Below are 26,493 nucleotides of genomic sequence, written 5' to 3'. Positions count from 1 at the left end.
TGCTTTCTATCTTATAAGAAACCCACGACATACCTCTCGATAGCTCTCCACAAACGAAACGTTTGTGACAGTTCTGCACTTATTAAATGCAGACCCAGCAAGCGCGCATGGTGGGCACGTCTTACTTCGGCAACCATTCCTTTCTCATTCATTCATCAATGCCACTACATCTCCTGAAATGATACTCTTAATGATTGCAACCTCTACCTCACCGAGATACGAATGAGGATTTATGTATTAAATTAACATGTTTAAGAGTAACAAATGTATTTTTATACGTCAATGGATATAGTAATAATCAGATTATAGAGAAGAGTTCGTTATTAGGTCCTGTAGGATTTAAGCCGCTTCATAATACACAAGTGTTTCGGAAATTTAAAAAGCAGCTGACCTAAATATTAGATCAGCTGCTGAATATAAGATTAAACTAAGTTTAATACAGTTACTTTTTGACGAGTCATAGACTCAAGGCTCTTACGAATACCTTGTGCGCCCATACCTGAACCTTTTACACCGATGAATGGGAAGTGGTCAGGACCGCGCTCTGTGCGTCCGTTAATTTGAACAGAACCAGTGTCGATTTTGTTAGCAATTGCAAATGCTTTGTTAATGTCTTTCGTGAAGACACTTGCTTGCAAGCCAAACTCTGATTTGTTAGCAATTTCAATCGCTTGTTCGTCAGAAGAAACACGGATGATTGGAAGGATTGGGCCAAATGGCTCTTCCCAAGCAACTTTCATTTCTTCTGTTACGTTGTCGATTAATGTTGGGTAAATTAAGTTACGCTCACGTTTGTTACCGATAACGATTGTTGCACCTTTTTCAGCAGCATCGTCAATTAAACCTTGAACGAAGTCAGCAGATTTGTCGTCGATTAATGGAACGATTGTGCTGTTTTGTTCTGGAGATCCAACTGATAGTTCAGCCACTTGCTCTTTTAATAAGCCAGCTAGTTCGTCTGCTACATTTTCGTGTACAAGTACACGTTTAATAGCTGTACAACGTTGACCTGAGTAAGAGAATGCACCGCTTACGATATGCTTTGCAGCTTCTTGTAAGTCTGCATCTTCACAAACGATACCAGGATCTTTACCACCAAGTTCTAATACAAGTGGAATCATCGCAGCTTTTTTCGCTAAATGTTTACCTGTATTTGTACCACCTGTGAACGATACCATATTTACGCCAGGATGTTCTACTAAGTAGTCACCAATTACAGAACCGCGTCCTGTAGCTACGTTTACAAGACCTTTTGGAAGGCCCGCTTTATGAAGTGCTTCAACCATTTTAATACCGCTAATAGCACCTTGAGTTGCTGGTTTGAAGATAACAGCGTTACCCATAATAAGTGCTGGTGCAAGTTTTGCAGCAGATAAGTTTACTGGGTAGTTAAACGGTGCGATTGCTAATACAACACCAAGTGGTGCGCGTTGGATAATCGCAAGTTTAGATTTAGATCCACCAGGGAAGCTATCACCCATCATGCTTTCACCGTGCATGTGAAGTGCTTCGTCAACTGTGTAACGAATTAAGTCAGCTGTACGAACGACTTCTTTTTGCGCATCTTTATATCCTTTACCGACTTCTTTCATAATGATATCGGCAATTTCATCTTGCATATTTACGAGCTCATCAGCCCATTTATATAAATATTTTGCACGATCTTGTAGAGAAGCTTCAGCCCATGATTTTTGAGCTTCTTTTGCAGATGCAATTGCTTCATCCACTTCTCCGCGAGTAATTGCTTGTACTTGCCCAATTACTTCGTGTAAGTATGGAGATGGAATGTCGATTGTTTGACCAGAAGAGCTTTCTCTCCATTCTCCGTTTAAATAAAATTTGTACGTATTGCTAGTTGTCATGATTAGTCCTCCTAAAATAGCAACTTGTAAGAGTGAGTATAAGGTGATTGTAGGTGGTTTGATAATATTTTTCAAATGAAATGTTTGTGAAAACGATTTCTTACTATTTTTTTATTTTGTATGCCCTTTCTTACAGAAGATTCCCTTATTTCAAACTGAATTATAAGTAGAATGCATCACTTTCATTTTTTGTGATAAAAGATTATTTTATTCTAAAGGGAAAAAAACAATTGACAGAATACTCAATAAAGTTGTAAGATTATAAATGGAAAATAAATGAAGGGGGTGTGCGTAATGATTGTAATCGTAAATGTAATGGGCTTAGCTCTGTTAAATGGCGGAAAACATTCATATCATTACGCAACCCGTGCGGATATATAGGACCTTTGTGTCTTATGAGAAGCGTACGTTGCGTATATCGTAACGTACGCTTTTATGCATTCTATTGCATATCGTCAAGCGGCGGTATGCTTTTTTTTGTTTATCTTCCCTGTTTTCGTAGTTACTATAAAAAGTAAGAATTTGGAAGGCGGAAAAATGTGAAGAAATTGTATGGCTTACGAAATGTAAATGTGATGGATTTGGATAGCGGATAAAAAATGAGGGTCAAATGAGAACGAGAAAGGAGAGGTTACATTGTTTTCAGTATTACTAAAGTTAAGCTGGTTTTTTAGGGAGCATTGGAAAAGGTATAGTATCGCAATTGGGGTACTTTTAATTGTAAACGTGATAGAGGTAATTCCTCCGAAAGTGTTAGGAATTACAATTGATAATATTAAAACAGGAGCCTTAACGAACGAGGCGATTATGCAATATATTTTTATTTTACTTGGGGTAACGATTGGTGGGTACGTGCTTACTTTCATTTGGCAGCACCAACTATTTGGCGGTGCATTCGTACTTGAGAAAACGATGCGTTCAAAATTTATGGGGCATTTACTTAAGATGACACCGACGTTTTATCAAAAAAATCGTACTGGCGATTTAATGGCGAGAGCGACAAATGATTTAAAAGCAATCTCCATGACAGCTGGTTTTGGTATATTAACGCTCGTTGATTCTAGTCTATATATGCTTACAATCGTTTGTATGATGGGCTTTTCAATTAGTTGGCAGTTAACATTTGCTGCGCTTATACCGCTTCCGATTATGGCGTTTGCAATGAATATATACGGAAAGAAATTGCATGAAAGATTTACAGTCGCGCAAGATGCGTTCGGGGATATGAATGATAAAGTGCTTGAATCAATTGCGGGTGTACGCGTTATTCGTGCGTACGTACAGGAGAACGCTGATCAAGAAAGGTTTCATCATTTAGGAGATGACGTATACGAGAAAAATATGAGAGTAGCAAGAATCGATGCATTATTCCAGCCAACTGTGAAAATGCTCGTCGGTCTTAGTTATTTAATTGGTTTAGTGTACGGTGCATATCTCGTATTTCAATCAAAGGTGACACTCGGTGAGCTCGTTTCTTTTAACGTCTATTTAGGGATGATGATTTGGCCGATGTTTGCAATTGGTGAATTGATTAATGTTATGCAAAGAGGAAATGCTTCGTTAGATCGTGTAAATGAAACGTTAGCTTATGAGCCAGATGTAAAGAATCCGAAAGATCCAAAGGTTGTACAAGAGCCAGATTACATTCAGTTTGATAACGTTACTTTTTCATATCCTTCATCAATTGAAACAAATTTAAAAAATGTTTCGTTCTCATTAAAACAAGGAGACACACTTGGAGTTGTTGGGAAAACAGGAAGCGGGAAAACGACGCTCGTTCGTCAACTTCTTCGTCAATATCCACTTGGGGAAGGGGATATTGCGGTTTCTGATGTGAAGCTAGATAAAATTACGAATGATAACGTACTTGGCTGGATTGGGTATGTACCTCAAGAACACATTTTGTTCTCAAAAACAGCGAAAGAAAATATTTTATTTGGAAACAGAGAAGCGACTGAAGAAGAACTTGAAAAAGCGATTGAAATAGCTGCGTTTAAAAAGGATTTAGAGTTTTTACCAGAAGGTTTAGAAACGCTTGTTGGAGAGAAAGGTGTTTCTTTATCAGGTGGGCAAAAGCAAAGGATTTCTATTGCGAGGGCTGTTATTCAAAATCCGGAAATTTTAATTTTGGACGATTCTTTATCAGCTGTTGATGCTCGCACAGAAGCAGCAATTATTGAAAATATACGAACAGAAAGAAGCGGGAAGACGACGATTATAACGACGCATCGTTTATCAGCGGTGCAGCATGCTGATTGGATTCTCGTTATGGATAACGGTGAGGTTATTGAAGAAGGTTCGCATGAAGCGCTCGTTCGAAATGGGGGCTGGTATGCTGAGCAGTTCGACAGACAGCAAGGTGAAAGTGAAAGTGAAAGTGCGGATAGCGGGGTGAAAATATGAGTGTTTCAAAACGGTTGTTTCAATATGCGATGAAAGTGAAGGGGCCGATCTTTGCAGCGATGGCGATGCTATTTGTTTTTGTTATTGCTGAGCTCGCGGGTCCTTTCGTCGCAAAAACGATGATTGATGAGCATATCGTTGGAATAGAGAGACCTTGGTATGAAACAGAAAAGAGTGAGGATGCAGTTTCATATAATGGCGCCTTTTATAAGCGAAGTGATCGCTTTGAACAAGGTGAGAAAAAAGGGAAAGAAGTCCGAGTGATTCAAGTTGGTTTTCAGTACTATTTTGTGCCGAATAAAATAACGCTTGAAGGAACTCGTACTGTTAAGGGTGATGTAGTTACAGTAAAAAGTGGTAAGGCAGTGCAAGTGTATAAAGTGAAAGCCTTAACGAAAGAAGAAGTATTTGCGTTTTATAAACCGGAAATAAATCGTTTACTATTACTTGGCGGTGGTTATTTCGCTTTATTAGTAGTCGTATCATTATTTGCATACGGAAAGCAGTTCTTCTTACAGAAGGCGGCAAACAAAATTATTCAAATTATGAGGGAAGACGTCTTTTCCCATATTCAAACGTTGCCAATTCGTTATTTTGACCATTTACCAGCAGGGAAAATTGTTTCGCGTGTAACGAATGATACAGAGGCGATTCGTGACTTATATGTAACAGTACTTGCGACATTCGTCTCTAGCATTATTTATATTATCGGGATTTTCGCTGCTCTATTCTTACTCGATGTGAAACTCGCGATGTTCTGTTTATTAATTATCCCGATTTTAATTGTTTGGGCGATTATGTATAGAAAGTATGCGTCTGTATACAATCATAAAATGCGTTCGCGTTTATCGGATATTAACGGAACAGTGAATGAATCGATTCAAGGGATGCCAATTATTCAAGCATTTCGTCAAGAGCGTGAAACGAAGAAGGAATTTGAAGAGCTCAATGGCGATTATTTTAAATATCAAAATAAAATTTTAAATTTAAATGCAGCAACTTCGCATAATTTAGTGTCTGTATTAAGAAACATCGCTTTTACAGGTGTAATTTGGTATTTCGGTGGTGCTTCATTAAGCGCTTCGGGCATCGTTTCACTCGGGATACTTTATGCTTTCGTCGATTATTTAACGAGGCTATTCTCGCCAATTACGAATATGGTGAACCAACTTGCTAACTTAGAGCAATCGCGTGTTGCATCAGAGCGTGTCTTTGAATTGCTAGAGGAAAAGGGAGAGGCAGTAGAAGAAGAACGTATGCCTCGCTTAACCGGAAATGTGAAATTCGATAATGTTTCGTTTTCTTACAATGGAAAAGATGAAGTGTTAAAAAATATTTCTTTTGAAGCGAAACAAGGGGAGACAGTGGCACTTGTTGGCCATACTGGATCAGGAAAAAGTTCCATTATGAATGTGCTCTTTCAATTTTATGAATTTCAAAAAGGGAAGCTTACGATTGATGGTCACGATGTAACAGAGATGCCGAAACAAGCAACACGTGAACATATGGGAATTGTATTGCAAGATCCGTTTTTATTTAGCGGGACAGTGGCATCCAATGTAAGCTTAGAAAATGAAGAAATTTCAAAAGATCGCATCGTAAAGGCGTTACGTGATGTTGGTGCTGAAAGGTTTGCAAACAATTTAGATGAAGAAATTACGGAGAAAGGAAGTACACTTTCAACCGGAGAACGTCAGCTTATATCGTTTGCCAGGGCACTTGCTTTTGATCCGGCGATTTTAATTTTAGATGAAGCGACTTCCAGTATTGATACAGAAACAGAAGCGATGATTCAACAAGCGCTAGAAGTTGTGAAAAAAGGACGAACGACGTTTATTATCGCTCATCGTCTTTCAACAATTAAAAGCGCTGATCAAATTATTGTGCTCGATAGAGGAACGATTTTGGAAAAAGGTTCCCATGATGAATTAATGAAAAAGCGCGGGCGTTATTACGATATGTACAAAACGCAAATGGAAGGAAACCAGAGCGCTTAATTTTTAGAAGAACTTGCGATTTTCGCAAGTTCTTTTTTGATTGGATTGTCCGTTGAGAAGTTAATATATTTCACCGGCAGAAAAACTTATAAATAAGTAAGTATTGTTTTACCTTTTTCTTTATAAATGCTATATTTAAAAATGTTACTTATTTTTTGTATGTAGCAGTATTTTGCCATTTTGTTTGATTATGAAGAAAAAGGATAAACTAAATAAGAACATTTTCATTGAAAAATTGTTCGAAATTGCATACAATCAATATAGTTTTTAAATTCCTATCAGAATACTTGGAGGACTACTATCATGAAAAAATTATTTTCAGTGCTTGCAGTAACTACATTAGCGATTGGGATTGTAGCGGGCTGCGGCAAAGAAGAGAAAAAAGATACAGCTAGTCAAGATGCGTTACAGAAGATAAAACAAAGCGGTGAGCTTGTAATTGGTACAGAAGGTACATATCCACCATTTACGTTCCACGATTCAAGTAATAAATTAACTGGATTTGACGTTGAATTAGCAGAAGAAGTTGCAAAACGTTTAGGTGTAAAACCTGTATTTAAAGAAACACAATGGGATAGCTTACTTGCAGGAGTAGATGCGAAACGTTTCGACATGGTGGCGAACGAAGTTGGTATTCGTGAAGATCGTCAAAAGAAATATGATTTCTCTAGTCCATACATTTCTTCTTCAGCAGCATTAGTTATTGCGAAAGATAAAGATAAACCTGCTACTTTTGCTGATGTGAAAGGGTTAAAAGGGGCACAATCTTTAACGAGTAACTATGCAGATATCGCTAAGAAAAATGGTGCAGAAATCGAGGGTGTGGAAGGGTTTAGCCAAGCAGCTGAATTATTAAATTCTGGCCGCGTTGATTTCACAATCAATGATAAATTATCAGTGTTAAACTATTTAGAAACGAAAAAAGATGCGAAAATTAAAATTGTAGACACAGAAAAAGAAGCATCACAAAGTGGATTCTTATTCCGTAAAGGTAGCGACAAACTTGTACAAGAAGTAAATAAAGCGTTAGAAGATATGAAAAAAGATGGTACGTACGATAAAATAACGAAAAAATGGTTCGGTGAAAATGTTTCTAAGTAGTGCAGTGATCTCAGATCGATTGTCTACATGGATAGATATTATGCAGACTTCCTTCTCGCCTATGCTGAAGGAAGCTGTCTTTACGACAATTCCGTTAACGCTTATTACATTTATTATCGGTATTATACTTGCGACGTTAACAGCGCTCGCGCGTATTTCAGGTAGTCGTATTTTACAATGGATTGCTCGTATCTATGTATCTATCATTCGCGGAACGCCACTTCTTGTACAGTTATTTATTATTTTCTATGGCCTTCCAACTCTTAATATTGAGGTTGAGCCATATACAGCAGCAATTGTTGGTTTTTCATTAAATGTTGGTGCATATGCATCTGAAATTATTCGTGCTTCTATTCTTTCTATTCCGAAAGGACAGTGGGAAGCAGCTTACACAATTGGGATGACATATCCGCAAGCATTAAAACGTGTTATTTTACCGCAAGCGACGCGTGTATCTATTCCGCCGCTTTCGAATACATTTATTAGTTTAGTGAAGGATACTTCATTAGCATCGTTAATTTTAGTAACAGAAATGTTCCGAAAAGCGCAGGAAATTGCGGCAATGAACTATGAGTTTTTAATTGTTTATTTCGAAGCAGGTCTAATTTATTGGGTAATTTGCTTCTTATTATCTATCGTGCAACAAATATTAGAAAAACGTTCAGAACGTTACACTCTAAAATAACCCTTTCATAAAAGGAGTTTTTGTTTTTATGATTTCAATTCAACATTTACAAAAAAGTTTCGGAGATAATACCGTACTAAAACATATGGATTTATCAGTTGAGAAGGGCGAAGTTGTTGTTATTATCGGGCCATCTGGATCTGGTAAAACGACGTTTCTACGTTGCCTCAACGTGCTAGAAACACCGAACGCTGGTAACATTCGCATCGGTAATAAAGAGCTCGATTTCTCTAAAAAAGTATTGAAGAAAGATATTGTAAATCTTCGTACACAAACAGGTATGGTATTCCAGCACCATAATCTATTCCCGCATTTAACAGCACTTCAAAATGTAATGGAAGGGCTCGTTACAGTGAAAAAGATGGGGAAAGAAGAAGCGAAGAAAAAAGCAAACTATTTCCTTGAAAAAGTTGGTCTTGCGGATAAAGTAGACTTATATCCGTTCCAATTATCAGGTGGACAACAACAGCGTGTTGGAATCGCTCGTGCGCTTGCGATGGAGCCGGAAGTTTTACTATTTGATGAGCCAACTTCAGCACTTGACCCTGAGCTAGTTCAAGAAGTTTTAAAGGTTATGAAAGAACTTGCTAAAGAAGGAATGACGATGGTCATTGTAACGCATGAAATGCGCTTTGCTCATCAAATTGCGAACCGTGTTATTTTCATGGATGGCGGTGTCGTTGTCGAACAAGGTACACCGGAAGATGTATTTACAAATCCAAAAGAAGAACGAACGAAGAAGTTTTTACAAATGTTGCAGTAAATTAAGGAAGGTCTCAGGGCATATGCCCTGAGACCTTTTTGCCATATATATTTATTTTTGGAATCCGCCAAGGCTTTGCTCAGCCATTGCAACTAAACGTTTTGTAATTTCTCCACCAACAGAACCGTTAGCGCGAGCCGTAGAATCTGCCCCTAATTGTACACCAAATTCTTGAGCGATTTCGTACTTCATTTGATCGATTGCTGCTGTTGCACCTGGTACTACTAATTGATTGTAAGAACTTTGGTTTGCCATAGGAATATATCCTCCTTAGAGTTATAAAAGTTTTTTTGGTTGGACTAGCTGGATTTGAACCAGATTATCGCCCCGTTTGGCGCTAATCCATCGGTAATTAAGTTTGTACTCATAGTATGGATGTTACCTAGAAAGATATACAAAATAATAATTTGTAAATTTTGTAAAAAACATTTCATCATTTCGTAAAGTATGAAATAAGAGTAATCGTTGTATTTTTAAGAAAGAAGGCTAAACTAAGAGCGAAATCATATGCGTTAATTTTCTGTGTATAATCAGCTGTGCTTAAAGCTTAGTAAAATAAAAATTAAATCGGCATCAACTGTGTATTTCTGTTTTAATCCGGGATGGGGCAGGAAAAGGAACTAACTGCTCCTATGCAAGGCTGACGTTTTTTTAGCTTGATGTTATTAAAAAGATTAGAGAAACAAAAATGAAAATGGTATCAACTTCGTATTTCTGTTTTAACCCGGGATGGGGCAGAAAAAGGAACTAACCGCTCCTATGCAAGGCTAGATGCTCTCTTCCATTTAAAAAAGAGAGGCTTTTAAACGAAAATGTAATTAAAGTGAGATAAATTAAAGCTTAGTAATATAAAACCTAAAATGGTATCAACGGCATATTTCTGTTTTAACCCAGGGTGGGGCAGAAAAAGGTACTGACCGCGTCTACGCACGGCTAGATGCTCTCTTCAATCTAAAAAAGAGGCTTTTTAATTGTTTTTAAACGATAACATATGGAGGAATAACGATGGGGATTTGTCCGCTTTGCAACGCGCTAGAATCACAAACATATTCTTGTCAAAATTGCCAAGGAATACTCCAAGATTATGGGAAAGCTGTAGACTACATAGATGATTACAGTGCATATATGGATCAGGAATTATTAAGTGCGGTAGACGGTTTAACACATAATAATTCAAATGAGTACTGCAATCATATTTTTTATTGCGGAGTATGTAATGTGGAAACGGAAGTTGTAGTAAAGTTTGTATAAATAGAAAACTTCCACCTTATGAGTGAGGTGGAAGTTTTTGTTTTTGTATTTGTGAGTTAATCATAGGGGACGGGATATTTCCGTTGTCAGGTGCAGGATCTGATTGTATTTGAGATGTTTTTTCTTTCGGACCGCACAAAGAATGTTCAGTTAAATAGATGGCATATTCATAAAATAATTGGCGCGTAAGTTCACTTTGTTCTTTTAACTTTTCATCTTGGAATACAGTTCGCCCCGGTTTAGAATTTGCTTCAAATAGCCACGGATTTTCCGCGGTGTCTAAACCAATGTCAAAACCAATTTCTCCAATATTCCCGGTTACTTGTTGGTCGAGTGCATAACTGATTTGTAAGGCTGTTTGTTTTAGTTTATTTTCAATTTGAACTTGCTTTGTTGAATCAGGAAACAGTTCCTGAAGTAATTTCGTATCACCACCGCTATTTACATGAGTTGTTAAGCTACCTTTGCCGGCGATTTTTGCGACGATTGCACTGACTACCCAATTACCAAAATGGTTTTTATTTGTATGAATGCGAAAATCGACGGGTTGCCCTTCGAAGCGGAGCAGTGAGATACCTTGTTGTACGATAAACTTTTTTAAATCATGTCCTCTTAACACATGGTTAAGAAGTGCTTCTAATGATTGATACTTTCTTAGTTTATTTTGTTCATTTTCACGATAACGACAATAGTAACGATTATCAGTTTGAGAATAGAGTATTTGATGAATATTTCTCCCGAAGCTACCGTGTATTGGTTTCATATAAATATACTTATACGTACCAAGAAGTCGTTCTACTTGTTCAAAATGCTGAAATGCCTCTGTTTTTGGTAAGAATTGTTTAATCGAATCTTCTTTCATTAAAAGTTGATGCACTTCCCATTTGTTAAAAAACCCTGGATTAAACCACGGAATCGCATAGTCGCTTTCTAATCTTTTCTTTGCTCTTACGATAGGTTTGTAATTTTCTGCTTGCCGATTTGGTAAACGGTCGTAAATGACATTTGGTAAAGGGACTTTGTTTTTTACCCATTTGCTTTCTTGAAAGAAGTACCCTTCAATGGTTTCCTCTTCCCAGTTTATATGTTGAATGCCAAAGACAAATACAAATGGCTGCAATGTGAATGGTGGTGTTAGTAACTCACTGAGAGAAGTAGAACGATTTCCTAAAGGAGAATTAGAATCATCGTTAAAGCCAGTTGTGAAAATCCCGATTAATGGACCGAAAACAATTGTTTGATTTTGTATGAAGGCATGGATTGTTGCTGAATGTGGTAGTAAAAGTTTAGTTGCAATTTGTTCTCCAATAATGATTTCTCGAGTGAATGAATAATGAATTTTAATATTCTCACATGTAATATAACGTAAGCCAAAGGAAAGGGATGTAATTGGTGGTGTAATAGAAAAAACGTAAGGTAAAGTAATACTATTTGGATTCTCATCTGAAATACTTAATGTATATATGTGCTCTTTCAACGGGGGTTTCCTCCTTTCGTTAAGGTGTAAATCGGCTAAACTTTAATGGACCATGAAAAATTTGTTCAGCCAGTTCGTCGTTGTACCTAGTATAAACTTCGTAAGACGGCATCGTATTGACGTACATAAGCCAAATGGCACCTTTTTGATCCATAATGGTAGAAAGCTCTAATTCAAATAATGACGAATAGGACTGATCGAGTGTTTTAAACACTTCACTTACAACATCATGTAAAGCATCTTTCAATAATTGAACGCCAGGTGGAGAAAGTAAATATTTAATTTTAGAAAACGGATGTAACTTAGAACGTTCTGTTGCTGAAAGTAAAAATTGTGCTGGGAATGAAGATTTTTGTATAAATTGACCGAGAACGTTCCAAGTCTGTTCTTTATTTTTTTGCATAATGGTTCGAATATGAATCGGATATGATAGTTGATTTGGAGGTTGTAACATTGGATGAATCATATAACGGGATGAGTGTACGTTCGATTTGCACCATGATATAAATTCATCTGTTTGTTTGAATTGAGTAGAAGTATGCTGCTGTTCATTTACTGTATCGATATGAAATGTTTTATTTTTGTAAGTGGCCCGATATAAATTTTCATTGGAATGTATATTGATTGGTCTTATAATAATATCTCTTGTTTCTAGTAGTAATTTAAAAATTCCTTGTACTGTTCCTTTTTTTATTTTTGGTACGTAAGGGGAAAGACGTTTATTAGTAAGAAAAAGATTGTGCAAATCGCTTGGATTAATAAGTGTGTTGTTTAAAAAAGTAGTGGAAGAACGTTTGTGTAATGAATGAATAATCGCATTTGCTTGTTGGAATTCCTCATCCTCTTTGAAATGACAACGATCATATATATATGAAGGAATGGGAAAGGTTTGATTTATCCAATTTCCTGTATCTGTATCGTAAATAAGACCGGAAACAAGATCTGTCTTTGAATCAATGCTAAACGGTGTGAATTGGGCGACGACGTTATGATAGAGACGAGCGCGCTTAGCGATTTCGGTGTAATACGTTTGCTCGTGATGGAGTTGAGAAGTTAAAAGACCAAGAACCAACGAAATCACTCCTTTATTAACAAGATGTTTGCATAATAGGCGAAGCTATATATTGCAAATACGTTTTTATACCATTATACTTTTGTCCGTATGATGATATGCTATAGTTTTGGAGAAGTGAAAGGTTGATTGTGATGAATATATGGTTAAATATGTTAACAACGACAGGACTCGGGGCGATTATTGGAGGGTACACGAATCATTTAGCAATAAAAATGTTATTTCGTCCTCATCGTCCTATTTATATTGGGAAGTTTCAAGTTCCATTTACGCCAGGGTTAATTCCGAAGCGCCGCGATGAGCTTGCTGTTCAATTAGGGAAAATGGTTGTAGAACATTTGTTAACACCAGAAGGAATCGGAAAGAAATTAACAAATGAAGAGTTTCAAGCCAGTTTAATTCGCTGGGCACAAGTGGAAGTTGATAAAGTAATTACAAATGAACAGTCGTTACGGGATATGTTAGGGAAATGGAATGTAGTGCATGTAGAAGAAGAGGCAATCCAAAAAATCGAACATGTTATTACAGAAAAAATTCATGCATTTTTAGCAGAGTACTATACATATACATGGGAACAGGCTTTACCTCATTCTGTTCATGAAAAAGTAGAGAATGCGATTCCGAATGTAGCATCTTTTATTTTGAAAAGAGGAATTAGCTTTTTTGAAAGTGAAGAAGGAAAGGCACGCCTTTCAAAAATGATTGATGACTTCTTTGCTTCTCGCGGGACGATGCTTAATTTAGTCGGTATGTTTTTAGGGAATGTAAGTTTAGTGGATCGTGTGCAGCCGGAAGTGATTAAGTTTTTAGGACAAGATGGAACAGAGCGGCTTTTAACTGATGTACTGCAAAAAGAGTGGGAAAAGTTAAAAGGAAGAGACGTACAAGAATTAGAAACGTTTGTAGAGAAAGAAATGATTGTAAGCTCCATATTGTCAGCGGTTCAAGTAGAGGAAACAGTGAACAGATTTTTAAATCAATCTGTTCAGCAAGTATGTGAGCCAGTTCGAGAAACAATCGTTGGAAAAGTGGTCCCTAGCGCAGTAGAGAAAGGTTTGAAGTGGGGGACAGAAAACGTGGAGAGTATATTGAAAAATTTACACCTTGCAGAAATTGTCCAGCAAGAAGTATCTACATTTTCAACAGAGAGACTCGAAGATCTCGTATTATCCATTACAAAAAACGAGTTAAAAATGATTACATATTTAGGGGCATTATTAGGAGGAACGATTGGGTTTATTCAAGGATTGTTGCTATTGTTCCTTAAGTAATAAAGATGGGTACATAGAAATAAAAGTGAAAATTCTTCACATCTCTTGCATAGTTTGATATGGTAAGAAGAGGTGCGGATGTAAATGCACTTAAAAGGCAGTGCGCATGAAAAGCGCTAGCCTTCTAAAGGAGGAAAATAAAATGACAAAAAACATTCATGATGTTGCATATGAGTTACAAAAAGCAATCGCTGAAAACGAAGATTTCCAAACATTAAAAGCAAGCTACGCAGCAGTACAAGGAGATGCAGAGTCAAAGAACTTATTCGAAGAGTTCCGCACGATGCAACTTGGTTTACAACAAAAAATGATGCAAGGCCAAGAAATCACTGAAGAAGACAACCAAAAAGCACAAGAAGTTGTATCTCGCATTCAACAAGATGCTAAAATCACAAAGTTAATGGAAACTGAGCAACGTTTAAACATCGTTATCACTGACGTTAACAAAATCATTATGCAGCCACTTGAAGAATTATATAGCGTGCAACAACAAGCTTAATGAGAGAAGACACTCCTGGAATATAGGGGCGTCTTTTTTGTTTATGAAATGGATGAATTGCATTTTGATAGTCCATCCACAAAAAAAGCCCATTCAAAACAGTCTTTTTTAGTGACTATTTTGAATGGGCTTAGGATAGATTCTACAATTTTTGAATATTTCATCATTTGTTGAAATACTCAGTTTCAATATTCTTTTCCTTCAAAAACTTTTCGATTTCTTTTTGCTTTCTGCCATTAACTTTCTCAAAGCGCTTTGTAAAAGAAAAATCGGCCTTGAATAAGTTACCATCCTGAGCGATTTTTTCTATTTCTTGATCTAGTTCTACTGAAAGTGCTGTAGACGATGAAATAAATTCATAGATTTCTTTAGAAGGCTTTTTGTAATCATTAGGTATAGTATTGTTACTAATAAAATCATGGAAATTCGCATCATTTTGTTTCGCTAAATCTATTAGTTTTTTTAATTTCTCTCGGTCGGATTCAGTGACATTCTCGTCAGACATGGCTGATGAAAGGGGAACGATGTTTTCAAATAACTCTCCGCTATAATCTAAATAATTTTTTATACTTTGTTGCATTTCATCTTCATTAATATTTTCGTTCTTTTTTTGAGAGTTGAATATATTTTCTGGAATTTTAATAGTAACATCTTTGATAGATTGTACATCGTCTAATTTATCGGATTGTGTATTGTTCGTATCATTAGATTGTGTACTGTGTGAACAAGCTGATAGAAATAAAAGAGTAAGCAACATGAGTGAATATAAAGTATATTTCTTCATTTTAATCTCCTTTTTCATTCATTAGTATCTTTGTAAAACGGCTAAATTCCACTTTAAATACTTTACTAAAAGTGAGTATACATGTTTTATCATTTGGTAAGATATCACAGAAATTAGTAATCCGATGCAAAAAGCTATGAACACACTATATACATCTGAATAACTGATTTGATGAAACCCTTTAAAAAATCCTAATCCTAGTAATAAAATAGGTGAAATGATTAACAATGGTGTGGCAATTATAAGTGCTAAAAGAATCGGTAACAGAAAGAGTAATAAGAAAAAGGCGATAATGATAAATATAAAGTTTAAAACACTTAAGCTCATAACAGAAAATATTGCTGTTATTATATTTTTTAGGCTACGTCTATGATCAGCGTTACTTATAGCATATGTAACATTAAGTTCTTTAGCGATAGTTTTAGGGTTTCCTAGCTTTTTAGAAATTTCTTCTTCAGACTTCCCATCCTGTTTACCACTGATAAAATGAGTTTCGTACTCCGAGATAATATCTTGTCTTTCTGAATTAGGCATATTCCTTAGAGAAGAACTAAGTTGTTTTAAAAATTCACTTTTGTTCATTACAATCACTTTCCTTTATAAAATGATTAATCACATCTGAGGATCTTATCTATTTTTTTATAAACAGCACAACCTTTCTGTCCTTTTTGAAATGGGGATATTTACGGGGTATATACTAATCTTAAATTTGATTCCAATTATTGGTTATTAAATTATTTACAAATATACCACTTACTAGTGTTCTTTGCAAGGTACTGTAATATTGTTAATACCATGAATAGGTGAAAGACGTTCTATCTATTTCTAGAGGAGGATATCAGAATGGTATTTTAAGATAAATAAAAGATTGTAAGCGTATTCCCTAATGATTGTCAAAATACTGTCAAATTCATATCGTTGGAAAAATAATGCATTTGTACTATAATGATAAACAAGATATATTACACTATGTTAATTAATGTGGTGAAGTATATAAAAAAATCTTTATTACACACATTATGGAATAAAGGGATGATTAGTTTGAGTACAGGTTTAAAAGCAAACGACGTGAAAACAAAAACAAGAGGAGCAGATCTTGTTGTTGATTGTTTAATTAACCAAGGTGTTACACATGTTTTCGGTATTCCAGGAGCGAAGATTGACTCTGTATTTGATGTACTGCAAGAAAGAGGACCAGAGTTAATTGTTTGTCGTCATGAACAAAACGCAGCATTTATGGCAGCTGCTATTGGTAGATTAACAGGGAAACCGGGCGTATGTCTTGTAACTTCAGGACCAGGGACATCGAATTTAGCGACAGGCCTTGTTACTGCGAATGCGGAGAGTGATCCCGTTGTTGCTTTAGCTGGTGCAGTTCCGCGTACTGATCGATTAAAACGTACGCACCAATCTATGGATAATGCTGCACTATTCGAACCAATCACAAAATATAGCGTAGAAGTAGAGCATCCTGATAATGTGCCAGAAGCACTGATAAATGCATTTCGAAGTGCTACTTCCACAAATCCAGGAGCAACTTTAGTAAGTCTTCCGCAAGACGTTATGACTGCGGAAACGAATGTAGAGTCTATCGGTGCGCTTTCTAAGCCACAGCTTGGAATCGCTCCCACACAAGATATTATATATGTAGTAGAAAAAATAAAATCAGCGAAATTACCAGTTATTTTACTCGGTATGAGAGCGAGCACGAATGAAGTAACGAAAGCGGTTCGTGAATTAATTGCTGATACAGAACTTCCTGTTGTTGAAACATATCAAGCAGCTGGCGCGATTTCACGTGAGTTAGAAGATCATTTCTTCGGCCGCGTTGGATTATTCCGTAACCAACCAGGTGATATTTTACTAGAAGAAGCGGATCTTGTTATTTCTATCGGTTATGACCCAATTGAGTATGATCCGAAATTCTGGAATAAACTTGGAGACAGAACGATTATTCATCTCGATGATCATCAAGCAGATATCGACCATGATTATCAACCAGGGCGTGAATTAATTGGTGATATTGCTTTAACTGTAAATAGTATTGCAGAGAAGTTACCGAAACTTGTATTACGGACGGAATCCGAAGCTGTTTTAGAACGTTTACGTGCGAAATTATCGGAACAAGCGGAAATACCAAATCGTGCTTCAGAAGGTGTCACTCATCCATTGCAAGTGATTCGTACACTTCGTTCATTAATTGATGATGAAACAACGGTTACATGTGATATCGGTTCACATTCTATTTGGATGGCAAGATGTTTCCGTTCTTATGAACCACGTAGACTATTATTTAGTAACGGTATGCAAACGTTAGGTGTTGCACTTCCTTGGGCAATTGCCGCTACATTAGTTGAACCGGGCAAGAAAGTTGTTTCCGTGTCAGGTGATGGCGGTTTCTTATTCTCTTCGATGGAGTTAGAAACAGCGGTACGTTTAAACGCACCGGTTGTACATCTCGTCTGGAGAGACGGTACATATGATATGGTTGCGTTCCAACAAATGATGAAATACGGTAGAACATCAGCTACAGAGTTTGGCGATGTTGATCTTGTGAAGTATGCAGAAAGCTTCGGTGCGACAGGTCTTCGCGTTAACGCGCCAGATGAACTGGAAGATGTATTAAAATCTGCATTAGCAGCAGACGGTCCTGTCATTATTGATATTCCAATTGACTATCGTGACAACATTAAATTAAGCGAAAAATTATTACCAAACCAATTAAACTAATGGGGGGCATGAGTGAGATGACTGTTGCGCAATTAATTGATATTGATGCGAAAAGAACGAAAACGAATAATGAAGTATATCAAACATCTACAATGCTTGCACTATTAGATGGTATATATGATGGTGTTATTAATTTTGAGGAATTGAAAGAACGTGGTGATTTCGGCATCGGCACATTTGATCAATTAGATGGTGAAATGATTGCGTTTGATAACGAATTTTACCATTTACGTTCAGACGGCTCCGCAGAAAAAGTAGAACCGGAAGAAACAACACCGTTTGCGACTGTAACGCTTTTTGAAAAAGAAATGAGTTATACGGTAGAGCGTCCGATGAATCGTGAAGAAGTTGAAGCGTTACTACATGAATTGATGCCAAGTAAAAACTTATTTTATGCGATTCGAATGGACGGTACGTTCCGTGAAGTAAGAACGAGAACCGTTCCAAGACAAGAAAAACCGTATACGCCGCTCGTTGAAGTGACGAAATCACAACCGATTTTTTCGTTTAAAGATACGGATGGAACGATGGCTGGATTTTGGACACCGGATTACGCGCAAGGTATTGGTGTAGCTGGTTTCCACTTACATTACATTGATGATGAAATACGCGGAGGCGGACATGTTTTCGATTATGTTGTAGAAAACTGTACGATCCAAATTTGCCAAAAATCTCATATGCATTTAGCACTTCCAGAAACAGCCGACTTTATGACGGCGGAATTATCGAGAGAAAATTTAGAGAGTGATATCGCGACTGCGGAAGGTGCGGAGTAAAAAGAGAAGCCGATTTGGCTTCTCTTTTATTTTTGGATTACTTCCGATATGCTGAACAATGCTCATCAGAAATGAAATAATTTTCTTTACCTGTTACGGCTGATACTTCTACCAATTGATGCCCAAGCCCATCCCACACTGTAAGAGTATATAAGGATGACCATTCAATATTCCCGCGAGCGAGTCGGAAAGAATAGTAGTCGTTATCTGTTGTGACTAAAACTTTTTTATAAGTAATTTTTTTCGTTTTTTGGTTTTGTAGAATAAGAACAAAGTCTAACTTATCTTCTTTCGGAACTTGTAGTATTCTCGCCACAAACATTCCATTAGGGTTTTTCTTAGTTTTATATAATTTTTCTGCTTTTATTTTTAATTCAGGTTTGCCTCTCATAGTCTCTCCCTTTGTATATGCTTATTACTTTGAAACAAACGGATGCCCCTCATAATAAAAACGCCACGGATAATGCACAGCTTCTTCTGCATAGTCGATGTTAATACGAGGTCCTGCTGTTATTTTATATTGTGATGATATATGTTCTTCTTCTGGAACGAGTTCAATATGTAATGTATCACTTTGTAATGATACGCCGCGTTCTTCTAAAATAATTCCGAGTGCACGGCATAGTTTGCCAGGACCGTTTGTTAAGTTTTTATACTGAGCTTTCGTAATGTCGGTTTTGTTGTAGCACGCTAGTGTCATGTCTTCGATTCCGTCTACAGGTTCAAGAGCACGAATGAGAACTCCTTGCGGGGTGCCGATTGGTGCTGTAATTACGTTAAAGCAATGATACATACCGTAAATTAAATATACGTAAGCATGTCCTGGTGCGCCGAACATTACTTCCGTTCGATTAGTCCGTCTGCCTCCGTAACTATGAGCGGCCTTATCATCTGGACCTTTGTATGCTTCTACTTCTACAATAATTCCGCTCCGCTTTATGCCGTCTACAATATGAACGAGTTTATGTCCGAGTAACTTCTTTGCGACCTCTAACGTATCGCCTTCATAAAAAGAGGGTGGTGCCTGCATTGTACTATCTCCTTTGCCAGTTGTATATGTATATAGTAAACCAAATTTTGAGTAGTAATTCTAACTCGTTCTATTTACTACATTTATTTCATAAATTATGGATAGAGTACAACAGCGAAGAGGGGGAGTGCGACATGATTTATCGCTTACTAGCTCTTAATATAGATGGGACACTACTATACAACAATGGGAAAATTGCAAAAGGACTACGAGAAACGATTGAATTTGTGAAAAGAAAAGATGTATACGTTACATTATTTACGAGTCGTAATTTTCAATCCGCTCATAAAGTAGCAAAGGCGCTAAAATTAGATTCTATATTAGTGACACATGGTGGTGCTTTCGTTTCAGAAACGCTAGATAAGCCGTATGTTCAAAAGAGATTATCCGAAGAAAAGACTTTTAACATTGTGCAAGTATTAGAGCACTTTGATTGTAACATACGTATTTCTCATGAAAGGTTTTCCATAGGGAATCGTGAGAGAAATACACCAAACATAATTGCGCGTACTGTATTATCAAGCGCAGATCCATTATTTTATCCGGTTCAATTTGTAGATTCGTTAGGTGATGCGCTTCGTGATCATCCGGTAGCGGCACCAAAAATTGATGTAATTTTCCATAGTAAAGGTGAAAAAGAAAGAGGGCTAAATACACTAAGAAAAGCGTTCCAAGATATAGAGTATGTGGAGTGTGATTCGAAACGAATAGAAATTTTACCGCAAAATGTATCAAAGTTACGCGGATTACAATTGCTTGGAGAGCATTTAAATATTTCGCTAAATGAAATGGTTGCGATTGGGGATAGTATGGAAGATTTAGAGATAATTGAAAATGTAGGACTCGGGGTAGCGATGGGGAACGCACCTGTAGAATTAAAGCAAGCCGCAGACTGGATTACACGCTCAAATAGTGAAAATGGTGTAGAGTATATGATTAAAGAACACTTCCGTAAGCAATTCCCGCTTCCGTTTTTGAAAAATCATAAGCATTTGCGGAAATAAAGAAAGAAAAAACGTAGCGTTTTCGCTACGTTTTTTTCTTGTTTAAGCTTCAATACGTGAAAAATCAATATTCAGCGAGTTGTAAATAGGATATAAAAAATAAGGTAAAACCTTCTGTATTGACCTGCAAACGCCCTTCAAGTAAACTAAAGAGAGTTTGCAAATGAAAAGGTGATAATGTTGTTAATTTCAATTAAAACGTTACAAGACGATCGTTTTTTACGCCCGCTACAAAATATTGGCGGTTTATTTTTTGAAGAGAGCACGATAGGGTTTGATAAAGAAGAAGCAAATCTTATCGTTGATATACAGATAGAAGGTAATGTGACAGCATCGGCTCGTTTAACAGATGTTGCGACTGGAAATGTATATGAAGAAACATTCTCTAAAGATTTATCTGCTTTCACAGAAGAAAAAGAACGTATGAAGCAAGTGAAACATGTTGTTTCTTACGTATATCTTTCTGTACTTCAACAGCTAACTGGACTTGAACAGAGCTGGGGAATATTAACTGGGGTACGCCCAACGAAACTTCTTCACAAACTGCTTCAAAATGGTATGTCAAAAGAAGAAGCGCATAAAGAACTTCGTGAAAGTTATTTAATTCATGAAGAGAAAATTGAACTTCTTCAGCGTATTGTTGATTGCCAATTAGCGGTTGTTCCGGATTTATACCGTTTGAAAGAAGAAGTAAGTATTTACATCGGTATTCCGTTTTGTCCTACAAAATGTGCGTACTGTACGTTCCCGGCTTATGCAATTAACGGACGCCAAGGATCAGTTGATTCGTTCTTAGGCGGGTTACATTATGAAGTTCGTGAAATTGGTAAGTTTCTAAAAGAAAAAGGTGTTACAGTTACGACGATTTATTACGGCGGCGGTACACCGACGAGTATTACAGCAGAAGAGATGGATATGCTTTATGAAGAGATGTACGAAGCGTTCCCAGATGTGCAAGATGTACGTGAAGTAACAGTTGAGGCAGGTCGCCCAGATACGATCACACCAGCAAAGCTAGAAGTGTTAAATAAATGGAACATTGACCGTATTAGTATTAATCCGCAGTCATACCATCAAGAAACACTAAAAGCAATTGGACGTCATCACACTGTAGAAGAAACGATTGAGAAGTATCATTTAGCACGTGAAATGGGAATGAACAATATTAACATGGATTTAATTATTGGTCTTCCTGGTGAAGGATTAGACATCTTCAAGCACACGTTAGATGAAACAGAAAAGTTAATGCCAGAATCGTTAACAGTTCATACGTTATCATTTAAACGTGCTTCTGAAATGACGCAAAACAAACGTAAATATAAAGTAGCTGGTCGCGAAGAAATTACTGCGATGATGCATGAGGCGGAAGAGTGGACGAAGAACCATAATTACGTACCATACTATTTATATCGTCAAAAAAATATTTTAGGTAACTTAGAAAACGTTGGTTATGCAATGCCGACGCAAGAAAGTATCTATAATATTGTTATTATGGAAGAAGTACAATCGATTATTGGACTTGGTTGCGGGGCATCAAGTAAATTTGTTCACCCACAAACCGGAGCAATTACACACTTTGCGAATCCGAAAGATCCAAAATCATATAACGATGGCTTCGTGAAATATACAGAAGATAAACTGAAAATTTTAGAAGAGCTATTCGTGTAAGGAGAAGAAGGCTGTCCCAATTTTGGGATGGCTTCTTTTTAATATAGGGGACTATTGTCGTCAGTTTTTGTCGGTAACTCGATATATCTTAAAAATCGCCGATATAATTTCATTTACCAAGATGCCGCACTGTTTGTAAAACTATGTCGATAATAATCAGAAAAATTAGTCAAATTATTAGAGGACAATGTCTACTTATAGACGAAATGATAGATTTATGAAAGAGAAAAGGGGGAAATTGTTGGCATGTACATGACGATAGGGAGAATTTTTGATTTGGCAGTTGGCAAGTATCCGAATAAAGAGGCGTTAGTAGAACCAGAAAAAAATATTCGTTGGACATATAAACAGTGGGATGAGCAAATAAATAAAACGGCGCAAGCTCTATTGAAAGAAGGAGTAAGAAAGGGAGATTGTGTATCTGTTTACTTATATAACTGTCGTGAATTTGTAAACGTTTACTTAGCCTGTGCGAAAATTGGCGCGATCTTCAATCCGATTAATTTCCGCTTAAAAGCAAAAGAATTATCGTATATCATCCAAGATGCAGCCTCGAAAGTAGTTGTCTTTGAAAAAGCAGTCGAATCAACAGTTGCTATGATTGAACGAGATTTTCCAAATTCGTCTTTTTGGTATGTAGAAGACGATACACCTTCCTATGCTAGTTCTTACCATGAAAAAGTAAATGAAGCATCAGCTGAAAAAGTAGATATTGTAGTCGATGAAATGGATTGTTGCTCTATGCTTTATACGAGTGGTACGACGGGTCATCCGAAAGGCGTACTACATCGCCATCGTGATATGGCTGAGCATAGTATGATTTGTACGTATTTCATAAAATATAACAGGGATAGCGCCGGGCTTGTGGTAGCACCTTTATATCATTGCGGCGAGTTAAATGCTGGAATAATACCGCGCATTCAAGTTGGCGGAAAGAATGTTATTTTACATCATTTTGATACGGATAGAGTATTACATACCATTCAAGAAGAGAAGATTACGACGTTTTTTGCAGCACCAACGATGTGGAATATGTTACTGCAAAAAGATCTAACTAAGTATGATTTAACTTCGATGAAGATCGGTGTATATGGCGGGGCTGCGATGGCTCCAGCGCTAGTGAAGGAATGTAAAGAGCGTCTTTATATTGATCTTGTCCAAATTTACGGAATGACAGAAATGGGACCGGTTGTTGCGTTTCTTGTAGAAGAGGATCAAATTACGAAAGCTGGTTCAGCAGGAACACCATGCTTTAGCCATGAAATTCGAATCGTCAAACCGAACGAAGATGCACCGGCAGAGCCAGATGATATGTTGCCTCCGTATGAAGTAGGGGAAATTATTTTGCGCGGTCCAACTATGATGGCTGGATATCATAATCGAGAAGAAGCAAATGCAAAATCGATGTATAAAGGCTGGTATCATTCTGGTGATTTAGGATACTTCGATAAAGACGGCTATTTATTCGTTGCAGATCGCGTTGATGATATGGTAATTAGCGGTGGTGTAAATATTTATCCTCGTGAAATTGAAGATTTCCTTCATAGTCACCCTGGTGTATTAGATGTTGCAGTACTTGGTGAGCCAGATGAACTATGGGGAGAGCGTGTCGTTGCGGTCGTTGTAAAGAAAGATGAAAATATTTCAGAAGTTGATTTAGAAACGTATTGCAAAGAAAGTGATGAATTAGCAGACTATAAACGTCCACGTCATTACTTATTTGTGGATGAACTTCCGCGTAATGCGAGTGGAAAATTACAAAAATTTGTGCTGAGAGAGTCGTTGAAAGGCGCAAAAAACTAGGCGGTAGAACAATCGTCTATACAAATAAGGCTATCTTTCTTAATAAGGAAAGGTAGCCTTATTATTGTAAAATTATTAAAGATGGGGAGATCACAGGCTAAAAAATTTGTATGTACCTTCTATTTATAATTACTCCTATTATTATAGTAGAATATATTTTTGTTTAATGATTTGATTTTAAAATCATATTACCTGTTTTAAATAGGTAGGATTTTGAAGTGGATGAGAAATATTAAAATAGTAAATATAGGTGTGTAATTTCGGAATATGTTCGTGCTTCAGTGCGAGTGGAATAAAGTTATTAGGAGAGAATGGTACTGGATAATATTCGAAAGAGAAAAACACCCAGTCATCATATGACCTTTTGACTAAAATGGTCATTTATTATATTTTGGTAGTATTAATATAGTAATAAATTAATATATAAATGAACAGTCTTGTAATGTATTTTTATAAGTACTAATATTTATTGTTGGCTGCCAAAACAAGAAGTAGAAAGGAACAATAGGGTTAATGAATCGTGTTGCTTACTGCTTTGTTTTGCATGATTAAAGATAGTTTGATGCTGCAAATATTCTTTAGTTGTAACCTTTTTTAAGGTGGGAAAGATTCCACAACAGAAAAATGTGAGAATTAGAATTGGAGGCTTTATGAGTACATATTTAAAAAGAATATCTGTAATCTGTTTTATTTTTACTGTTATTATTGGACAAGTTTTTATGCCTATTATAGGAAGTGCTCAAGAATTAAACACAACAGGATTTGTTGATCGTTTTACATTCAACAAAACGGAATTAAATTATGGAGAACGATCGGGAATAAGAGTAGATTTTAGTGATAAATCTGGAAATCAAATGAAGGCTGGAGACACAGTAACATTAACGCTACCGGCAGAATTAGCAGGATATAGTAAAACGATTGATTTACAGAATGATACAGGTGTTAGCTTTGGTACTTGCCAAGTAACATCTACGAATGTGGTATGTACATTTAATGATATGGTTGAGAAACTTCAAAATATTAGAGGTTATTTGTATTTTGAATTTAAAGCAACTAGTAATGTAGGAATGAATCAAACGATACCAGTTGATACAAATTTAGGCACAAGTTTAGCAACTCAAAGGGTAACAATTAAAGGGCCCACAGAATCGACGGGTCCATCATCATTTATCTACAAAACAGGTGAAATTTACCCAGACGCTCCCAATGAGGTGAAATGGGAGTTGAATGTAAACACTAGTAGTAACAAGGAACAGTTAGGTGCTGATATTGTTTTGACTGATACTTTACAATCAGGTCAAACGCTGAAGCAGGAAGGGTTTATTATAATAGTCGGAAATGCGGGTGTAACTCCGCAACAATTTATCGATCAAGGTTATGGTACGATTACGCTTAACGGTAACTCTTTTTCCCTTAGAGGTTATAAGGATCAGGTAAGTGGTAAAAGGGTATCAGTATTCGATATAGCTCGATTATAACTGATAGCGGAATGAATCAAGATGAGTTTTATAATGATTATACAATTGATTACCAGATTTTAAATCAGCCGCCAGTAACTGTTTCAAAGAATGCATGGGTTAAAAATATAAACGCAGGTGGCGGTGCACAAGGTGATTTACCACCTAAAGGTACGCTAAGAATTGTGAAGCACATTGAAGGAGATAATACAAAATTCATCCCAGATGTTACGTTTAAGTTGTATAAGGAATCGGGTGAACAAATTGGCGATACGTATACAACGGGTGCAGAAGGTATTGTTGAAATTTCTAATTTAGACCCAGGAAATTACTATGTAACAGAGATTAAAGTTCCAGAATATGTGGATTTTGATCCTCAAAAAAAATTCGACTTTACAGTTGATGCAACTGCTCAAAAAGGTGTAAAGTTGATGATTCCGAATAAGGTGAAAACGACATCCATTTCAGGAACGAAGACTTGGAATGATAACAATGCAACAGATCGTCCGAGCACGATTCAAGTAGACTTACTGAAAAATGGTGACGTAATCCAGACACAAGACGTGACAGCAGCAAACGGTTGGAATTATACATTTGCAAATATACCTGCATATGATAATGACGGTAATGCCTATACGTACACAGTAAAAGAGCATCCAGTAGCGGGATATCAATCGAAAGTTAATGGATATGATATTACGAATATAAAGATACAGGAAGCAACAGAAGTAGAAGAAGAAGGTAAGTTGGAAACAACAGAAGAGTTGAAAGAAGAAAAACCGGAAGAACCAAAGGTGACAGAGGAGCCAAATGTGCTTGAGAAGCCAGAGGTGAAAGAAAAGTCGGAAGTGTCGATAAAA

At 36.7% G+C, this 26,493-nt stretch carries 23 protein-coding genes and 1 riboswitch; of the genes, 15 read left to right on the top strand and 8 right to left on the bottom strand.

Annotation, left to right across the window (positions count from 1 at the left end; translation table 11 throughout):
* Positions 1 to 32 precede the first annotated feature (32 nt).
* Positions 33 to 214: riboswitch (Lysine riboswitch) on the bottom strand.
* Between the two features lie 208 nt (positions 215 to 422).
* Positions 423 to 1,862: an NADP-dependent glyceraldehyde-3-phosphate dehydrogenase gene (gapN, locus tag MR071_RS18675; protein ID WP_105585763.1), complete on the bottom strand. Its 1,440-nt coding sequence runs from the start codon at positions 1,860 to 1,862 to the stop codon at positions 423 to 425.
* A gap of 636 nt (positions 1,863 to 2,498) precedes the next feature.
* Between gapN and MR071_RS18670 the strand changes: the two genes are divergently transcribed.
* The 5 genes from MR071_RS18670 (at position 2,499) to MR071_RS18650 (ending at position 8,811) form a co-directional block, all read left to right on the top strand.
* Entirely contained in the window at positions 2,499 to 4,265 is a 1,767-nt protein-coding gene (locus tag MR071_RS18670; protein WP_242237480.1) for an ABC transporter ATP-binding protein, read from the top strand.
* Positions 4,262 to 6,262 carry an ABC transporter ATP-binding protein gene (locus MR071_RS18665; RefSeq protein WP_242237477.1) on the top strand — a complete coding sequence of 667 codons (2,001 nt, stop codon included), beginning with the start codon at positions 4,262 to 4,264 and terminating at the stop codon, positions 6,260 to 6,262. The genes MR071_RS18670 and MR071_RS18665 overlap by 4 nt, the downstream gene beginning before the upstream one ends.
* A 303-nt stretch (positions 6,263 to 6,565) precedes the next feature.
* The gene (locus MR071_RS18660; RefSeq protein ID WP_105585760.1) at positions 6,566 to 7,363 is read left to right on the top strand and encodes an amino acid ABC transporter substrate-binding protein; all 798 of its coding nucleotides are present in this window, start codon (positions 6,566 to 6,568) and stop codon (positions 7,361 to 7,363) included.
* Entirely contained in the window at positions 7,350 to 8,048 is a 699-nt protein-coding gene (locus MR071_RS18655) for an amino acid ABC transporter permease (RefSeq protein WP_242237473.1), read from the top strand. The genes MR071_RS18660 and MR071_RS18655 overlap by 14 nt, the downstream gene beginning before the upstream one ends.
* A gap of 28 nt (positions 8,049 to 8,076) precedes the next feature.
* Positions 8,077 to 8,811, top strand: coding sequence for an amino acid ABC transporter ATP-binding protein (locus MR071_RS18650; RefSeq protein WP_105585759.1), 735 nt, complete (start codon positions 8,077 to 8,079; stop codon positions 8,809 to 8,811).
* A 51-nt stretch (positions 8,812 to 8,862) separates the two neighbouring features.
* On the opposite strand, the gene sasP is transcribed toward MR071_RS18650, so the two are convergent.
* Entirely contained in the window at positions 8,863 to 9,066 is a 204-nt protein-coding gene (sasP, locus tag MR071_RS18645) for a small acid-soluble spore protein, SasP family (protein WP_000013349.1), read from the bottom strand.
* Between the two features lie 750 nt (positions 9,067 to 9,816).
* Here sasP and MR071_RS18640 point away from each other — a divergent pair.
* Positions 9,817 to 10,062, top strand: a complete 246-nt coding sequence (locus tag MR071_RS18640; RefSeq protein ID WP_002159132.1) for a hypothetical protein — start codon at positions 9,817 to 9,819, stop codon at positions 10,060 to 10,062.
* A 16-nt stretch (positions 10,063 to 10,078) separates the two neighbouring features.
* Here the strand turns inward: MR071_RS18640 and MR071_RS18635 are convergent, their stop codons facing one another.
* Both MR071_RS18635 and MR071_RS18630 read right to left on the bottom strand, forming a co-directional pair.
* Complete coding sequence (locus MR071_RS18635) at positions 10,079 to 11,539, bottom strand: YheC/YheD family endospore coat-associated protein (protein WP_242237470.1); 1,461 nt, start codon at positions 11,537 to 11,539, stop codon at positions 10,079 to 10,081.
* 19 nt (positions 11,540 to 11,558) lie between these two features.
* Complete coding sequence (locus tag MR071_RS18630) at positions 11,559 to 12,611, bottom strand: YheC/YheD family protein (RefSeq protein WP_242237467.1); 1,053 nt, start codon at positions 12,609 to 12,611, stop codon at positions 11,559 to 11,561.
* A 125-nt stretch (positions 12,612 to 12,736) separates the two neighbouring features.
* Here MR071_RS18630 and MR071_RS18625 point away from each other — a divergent pair, with 125 nt between their 5' ends.
* Entirely contained in the window at positions 12,737 to 13,882 is a 1,146-nt protein-coding gene (locus MR071_RS18625; RefSeq protein WP_242237464.1) for a DUF445 domain-containing protein, read from the top strand.
* Positions 13,883 to 14,024: 142 nt separating this feature from the next.
* A complete protein-coding gene (locus tag MR071_RS18620) occupies positions 14,025 to 14,381 on the top strand; it encodes a YlbF/YmcA family competence regulator (RefSeq protein ID WP_242237461.1) in 357 nt (118 codons plus the stop codon).
* Positions 14,382 to 14,544: 163 nt separating this feature from the next.
* On the opposite strand, the gene MR071_RS18615 is transcribed toward MR071_RS18620, so the two are convergent.
* The gene (locus MR071_RS18615; RefSeq protein ID WP_242237458.1) at positions 14,545 to 15,165 is read right to left on the bottom strand and encodes an NDxxF motif lipoprotein; all 621 of its coding nucleotides are present in this window, start codon (positions 15,163 to 15,165) and stop codon (positions 14,545 to 14,547) included.
* Positions 15,166 to 15,186: 21 nt separating this feature from the next.
* On the bottom strand, positions 15,187 to 15,747 hold the full coding sequence (locus MR071_RS18610) for an HAAS signaling domain-containing protein (RefSeq protein WP_242237455.1): 561 nt from the start codon (positions 15,745 to 15,747) through the stop codon (positions 15,187 to 15,189).
* A gap of 459 nt (positions 15,748 to 16,206) precedes the next feature.
* Here MR071_RS18610 and alsS point away from each other — a divergent pair, with 459 nt between their 5' ends.
* Together alsS and alsD are read left to right on the top strand one after the other, a co-directional pair.
* Entirely contained in the window at positions 16,207 to 17,895 is a 1,689-nt protein-coding gene (alsS, locus tag MR071_RS18605; RefSeq protein WP_242237452.1) for an acetolactate synthase AlsS, read from the top strand.
* A 17-nt stretch (positions 17,896 to 17,912) separates the two neighbouring features.
* Positions 17,913 to 18,671: an alpha-acetolactate decarboxylase gene (gene alsD, locus MR071_RS18600; protein ID WP_242237449.1), complete on the top strand. Its 759-nt coding sequence runs from the start codon at positions 17,913 to 17,915 to the stop codon at positions 18,669 to 18,671.
* Positions 18,672 to 18,708: 37 nt separating this feature from the next.
* On the opposite strand, the gene MR071_RS18595 is transcribed toward alsD, so the two are convergent.
* On the bottom strand, positions 18,709 to 19,062 hold the full coding sequence (locus MR071_RS18595) for a hypothetical protein (RefSeq protein WP_242237447.1): 354 nt from the start codon (positions 19,060 to 19,062) through the stop codon (positions 18,709 to 18,711).
* A gap of 24 nt (positions 19,063 to 19,086) precedes the next feature.
* Complete coding sequence (locus MR071_RS18590) at positions 19,087 to 19,701, bottom strand: DNA-3-methyladenine glycosylase (RefSeq protein WP_242237445.1); 615 nt, start codon at positions 19,699 to 19,701, stop codon at positions 19,087 to 19,089.
* A 134-nt stretch (positions 19,702 to 19,835) separates the two neighbouring features.
* On the opposite strand from MR071_RS18590, the gene MR071_RS18585 reads away from it, so the two are divergent.
* From MR071_RS18585 to MR071_RS18565, 5 genes are all read left to right on the top strand, one after another.
* Positions 19,836 to 20,705, top strand: a complete 870-nt coding sequence (locus MR071_RS18585) for a Cof-type HAD-IIB family hydrolase (protein WP_242237442.1) — start codon at positions 19,836 to 19,838, stop codon at positions 20,703 to 20,705.
* 177 nt (positions 20,706 to 20,882) lie between these two features.
* Positions 20,883 to 22,373 carry a coproporphyrinogen III oxidase gene (locus MR071_RS18580; RefSeq protein WP_242237439.1) on the top strand — a complete coding sequence of 497 codons (1,491 nt, stop codon included), beginning with the start codon at positions 20,883 to 20,885 and terminating at the stop codon, positions 22,371 to 22,373.
* 246 nt (positions 22,374 to 22,619) lie between these two features.
* On the top strand, positions 22,620 to 24,176 hold the full coding sequence (locus tag MR071_RS18575) for a fatty acid--CoA ligase (RefSeq protein ID WP_242237436.1): 1,557 nt from the start codon (positions 22,620 to 22,622) through the stop codon (positions 24,174 to 24,176).
* 650 nt (positions 24,177 to 24,826) lie between these two features.
* On the top strand, positions 24,827 to 25,654 hold the full coding sequence (locus MR071_RS18570) for an Ig-like domain-containing protein (protein WP_242237433.1): 828 nt from the start codon (positions 24,827 to 24,829) through the stop codon (positions 25,652 to 25,654).
* An 11-nt stretch (positions 25,655 to 25,665) separates the two neighbouring features.
* On the top strand, positions 25,666 to 26,493 hold an 828-nt coding region (locus MR071_RS18565), incomplete at its 3' end, for a Cna B-type domain-containing protein (protein ID WP_242237431.1).

The organism is Bacillus cereus group sp. BfR-BA-01316 (assembly GCF_022664195.1).
Classification (GTDB): domain Bacteria; phylum Bacillota; class Bacilli; order Bacillales; family Bacillaceae_G; genus Bacillus_A.
This window is presented reverse-complemented; position numbering and strand designations above follow the sequence as displayed.

What these genes read in the sequence shown, in the direction of transcription:
- gapN (WP_105585763.1), bottom strand. Translation starts at nt 1,862, where the DNA reads ATGACAACTAGCAATACGTACAAATTTTATTTAAACGGAGAATGGAGA.
- MR071_RS18665 (WP_242237477.1), top strand. Translation starts at nt 4,262, where the DNA reads ATGAGTGTTTCAAAACGGTTGTTTCAATATGCGATGAAAGTGAAGGGG.
- MR071_RS18660 (WP_105585760.1), top strand. Translation starts at nt 6,566, where the DNA reads ATGAAAAAATTATTTTCAGTGCTTGCAGTAACTACATTAGCGATTGGG.
- MR071_RS18655 (WP_242237473.1), top strand. Translation starts at nt 7,350, where the DNA reads ATGTTTCTAAGTAGTGCAGTGATCTCAGATCGATTGTCTACATGGATA.
- MR071_RS18650 (WP_105585759.1), top strand. Translation starts at nt 8,077, where the DNA reads ATGATTTCAATTCAACATTTACAAAAAAGTTTCGGAGATAATACCGTA.
- sasP (WP_000013349.1), bottom strand. Translation starts at nt 9,066, where the DNA reads ATGGCAAACCAAAGTTCTTACAATCAATTAGTAGTACCAGGTGCAACA.
- MR071_RS18640 (WP_002159132.1), top strand. Translation starts at nt 9,817, where the DNA reads ATGGGGATTTGTCCGCTTTGCAACGCGCTAGAATCACAAACATATTCT.
- MR071_RS18620 (WP_242237461.1), top strand. Translation starts at nt 14,025, where the DNA reads ATGACAAAAAACATTCATGATGTTGCATATGAGTTACAAAAAGCAATC.
- MR071_RS18615 (WP_242237458.1), bottom strand. Translation starts at nt 15,165, where the DNA reads ATGAAGAAATATACTTTATATTCACTCATGTTGCTTACTCTTTTATTT.
- MR071_RS18610 (WP_242237455.1), bottom strand. Translation starts at nt 15,747, where the DNA reads ATGAACAAAAGTGAATTTTTAAAACAACTTAGTTCTTCTCTAAGGAAT.
- alsD (WP_242237449.1), top strand. Translation starts at nt 17,913, where the DNA reads ATGACTGTTGCGCAATTAATTGATATTGATGCGAAAAGAACGAAAACG.
- MR071_RS18595 (WP_242237447.1), bottom strand. Translation starts at nt 19,062, where the DNA reads ATGAGAGGCAAACCTGAATTAAAAATAAAAGCAGAAAAATTATATAAA.
- MR071_RS18590 (WP_242237445.1), bottom strand. Translation starts at nt 19,701, where the DNA reads ATGCAGGCACCACCCTCTTTTTATGAAGGCGATACGTTAGAGGTCGCA.
- MR071_RS18585 (WP_242237442.1), top strand. Translation starts at nt 19,836, where the DNA reads ATGATTTATCGCTTACTAGCTCTTAATATAGATGGGACACTACTATAC.
- MR071_RS18580 (WP_242237439.1), top strand. Translation starts at nt 20,883, where the DNA reads ATGTTGTTAATTTCAATTAAAACGTTACAAGACGATCGTTTTTTACGC.
- MR071_RS18575 (WP_242237436.1), top strand. Translation starts at nt 22,620, where the DNA reads ATGTACATGACGATAGGGAGAATTTTTGATTTGGCAGTTGGCAAGTAT.
- MR071_RS18570 (WP_242237433.1), top strand. Translation starts at nt 24,827, where the DNA reads ATGAGTACATATTTAAAAAGAATATCTGTAATCTGTTTTATTTTTACT.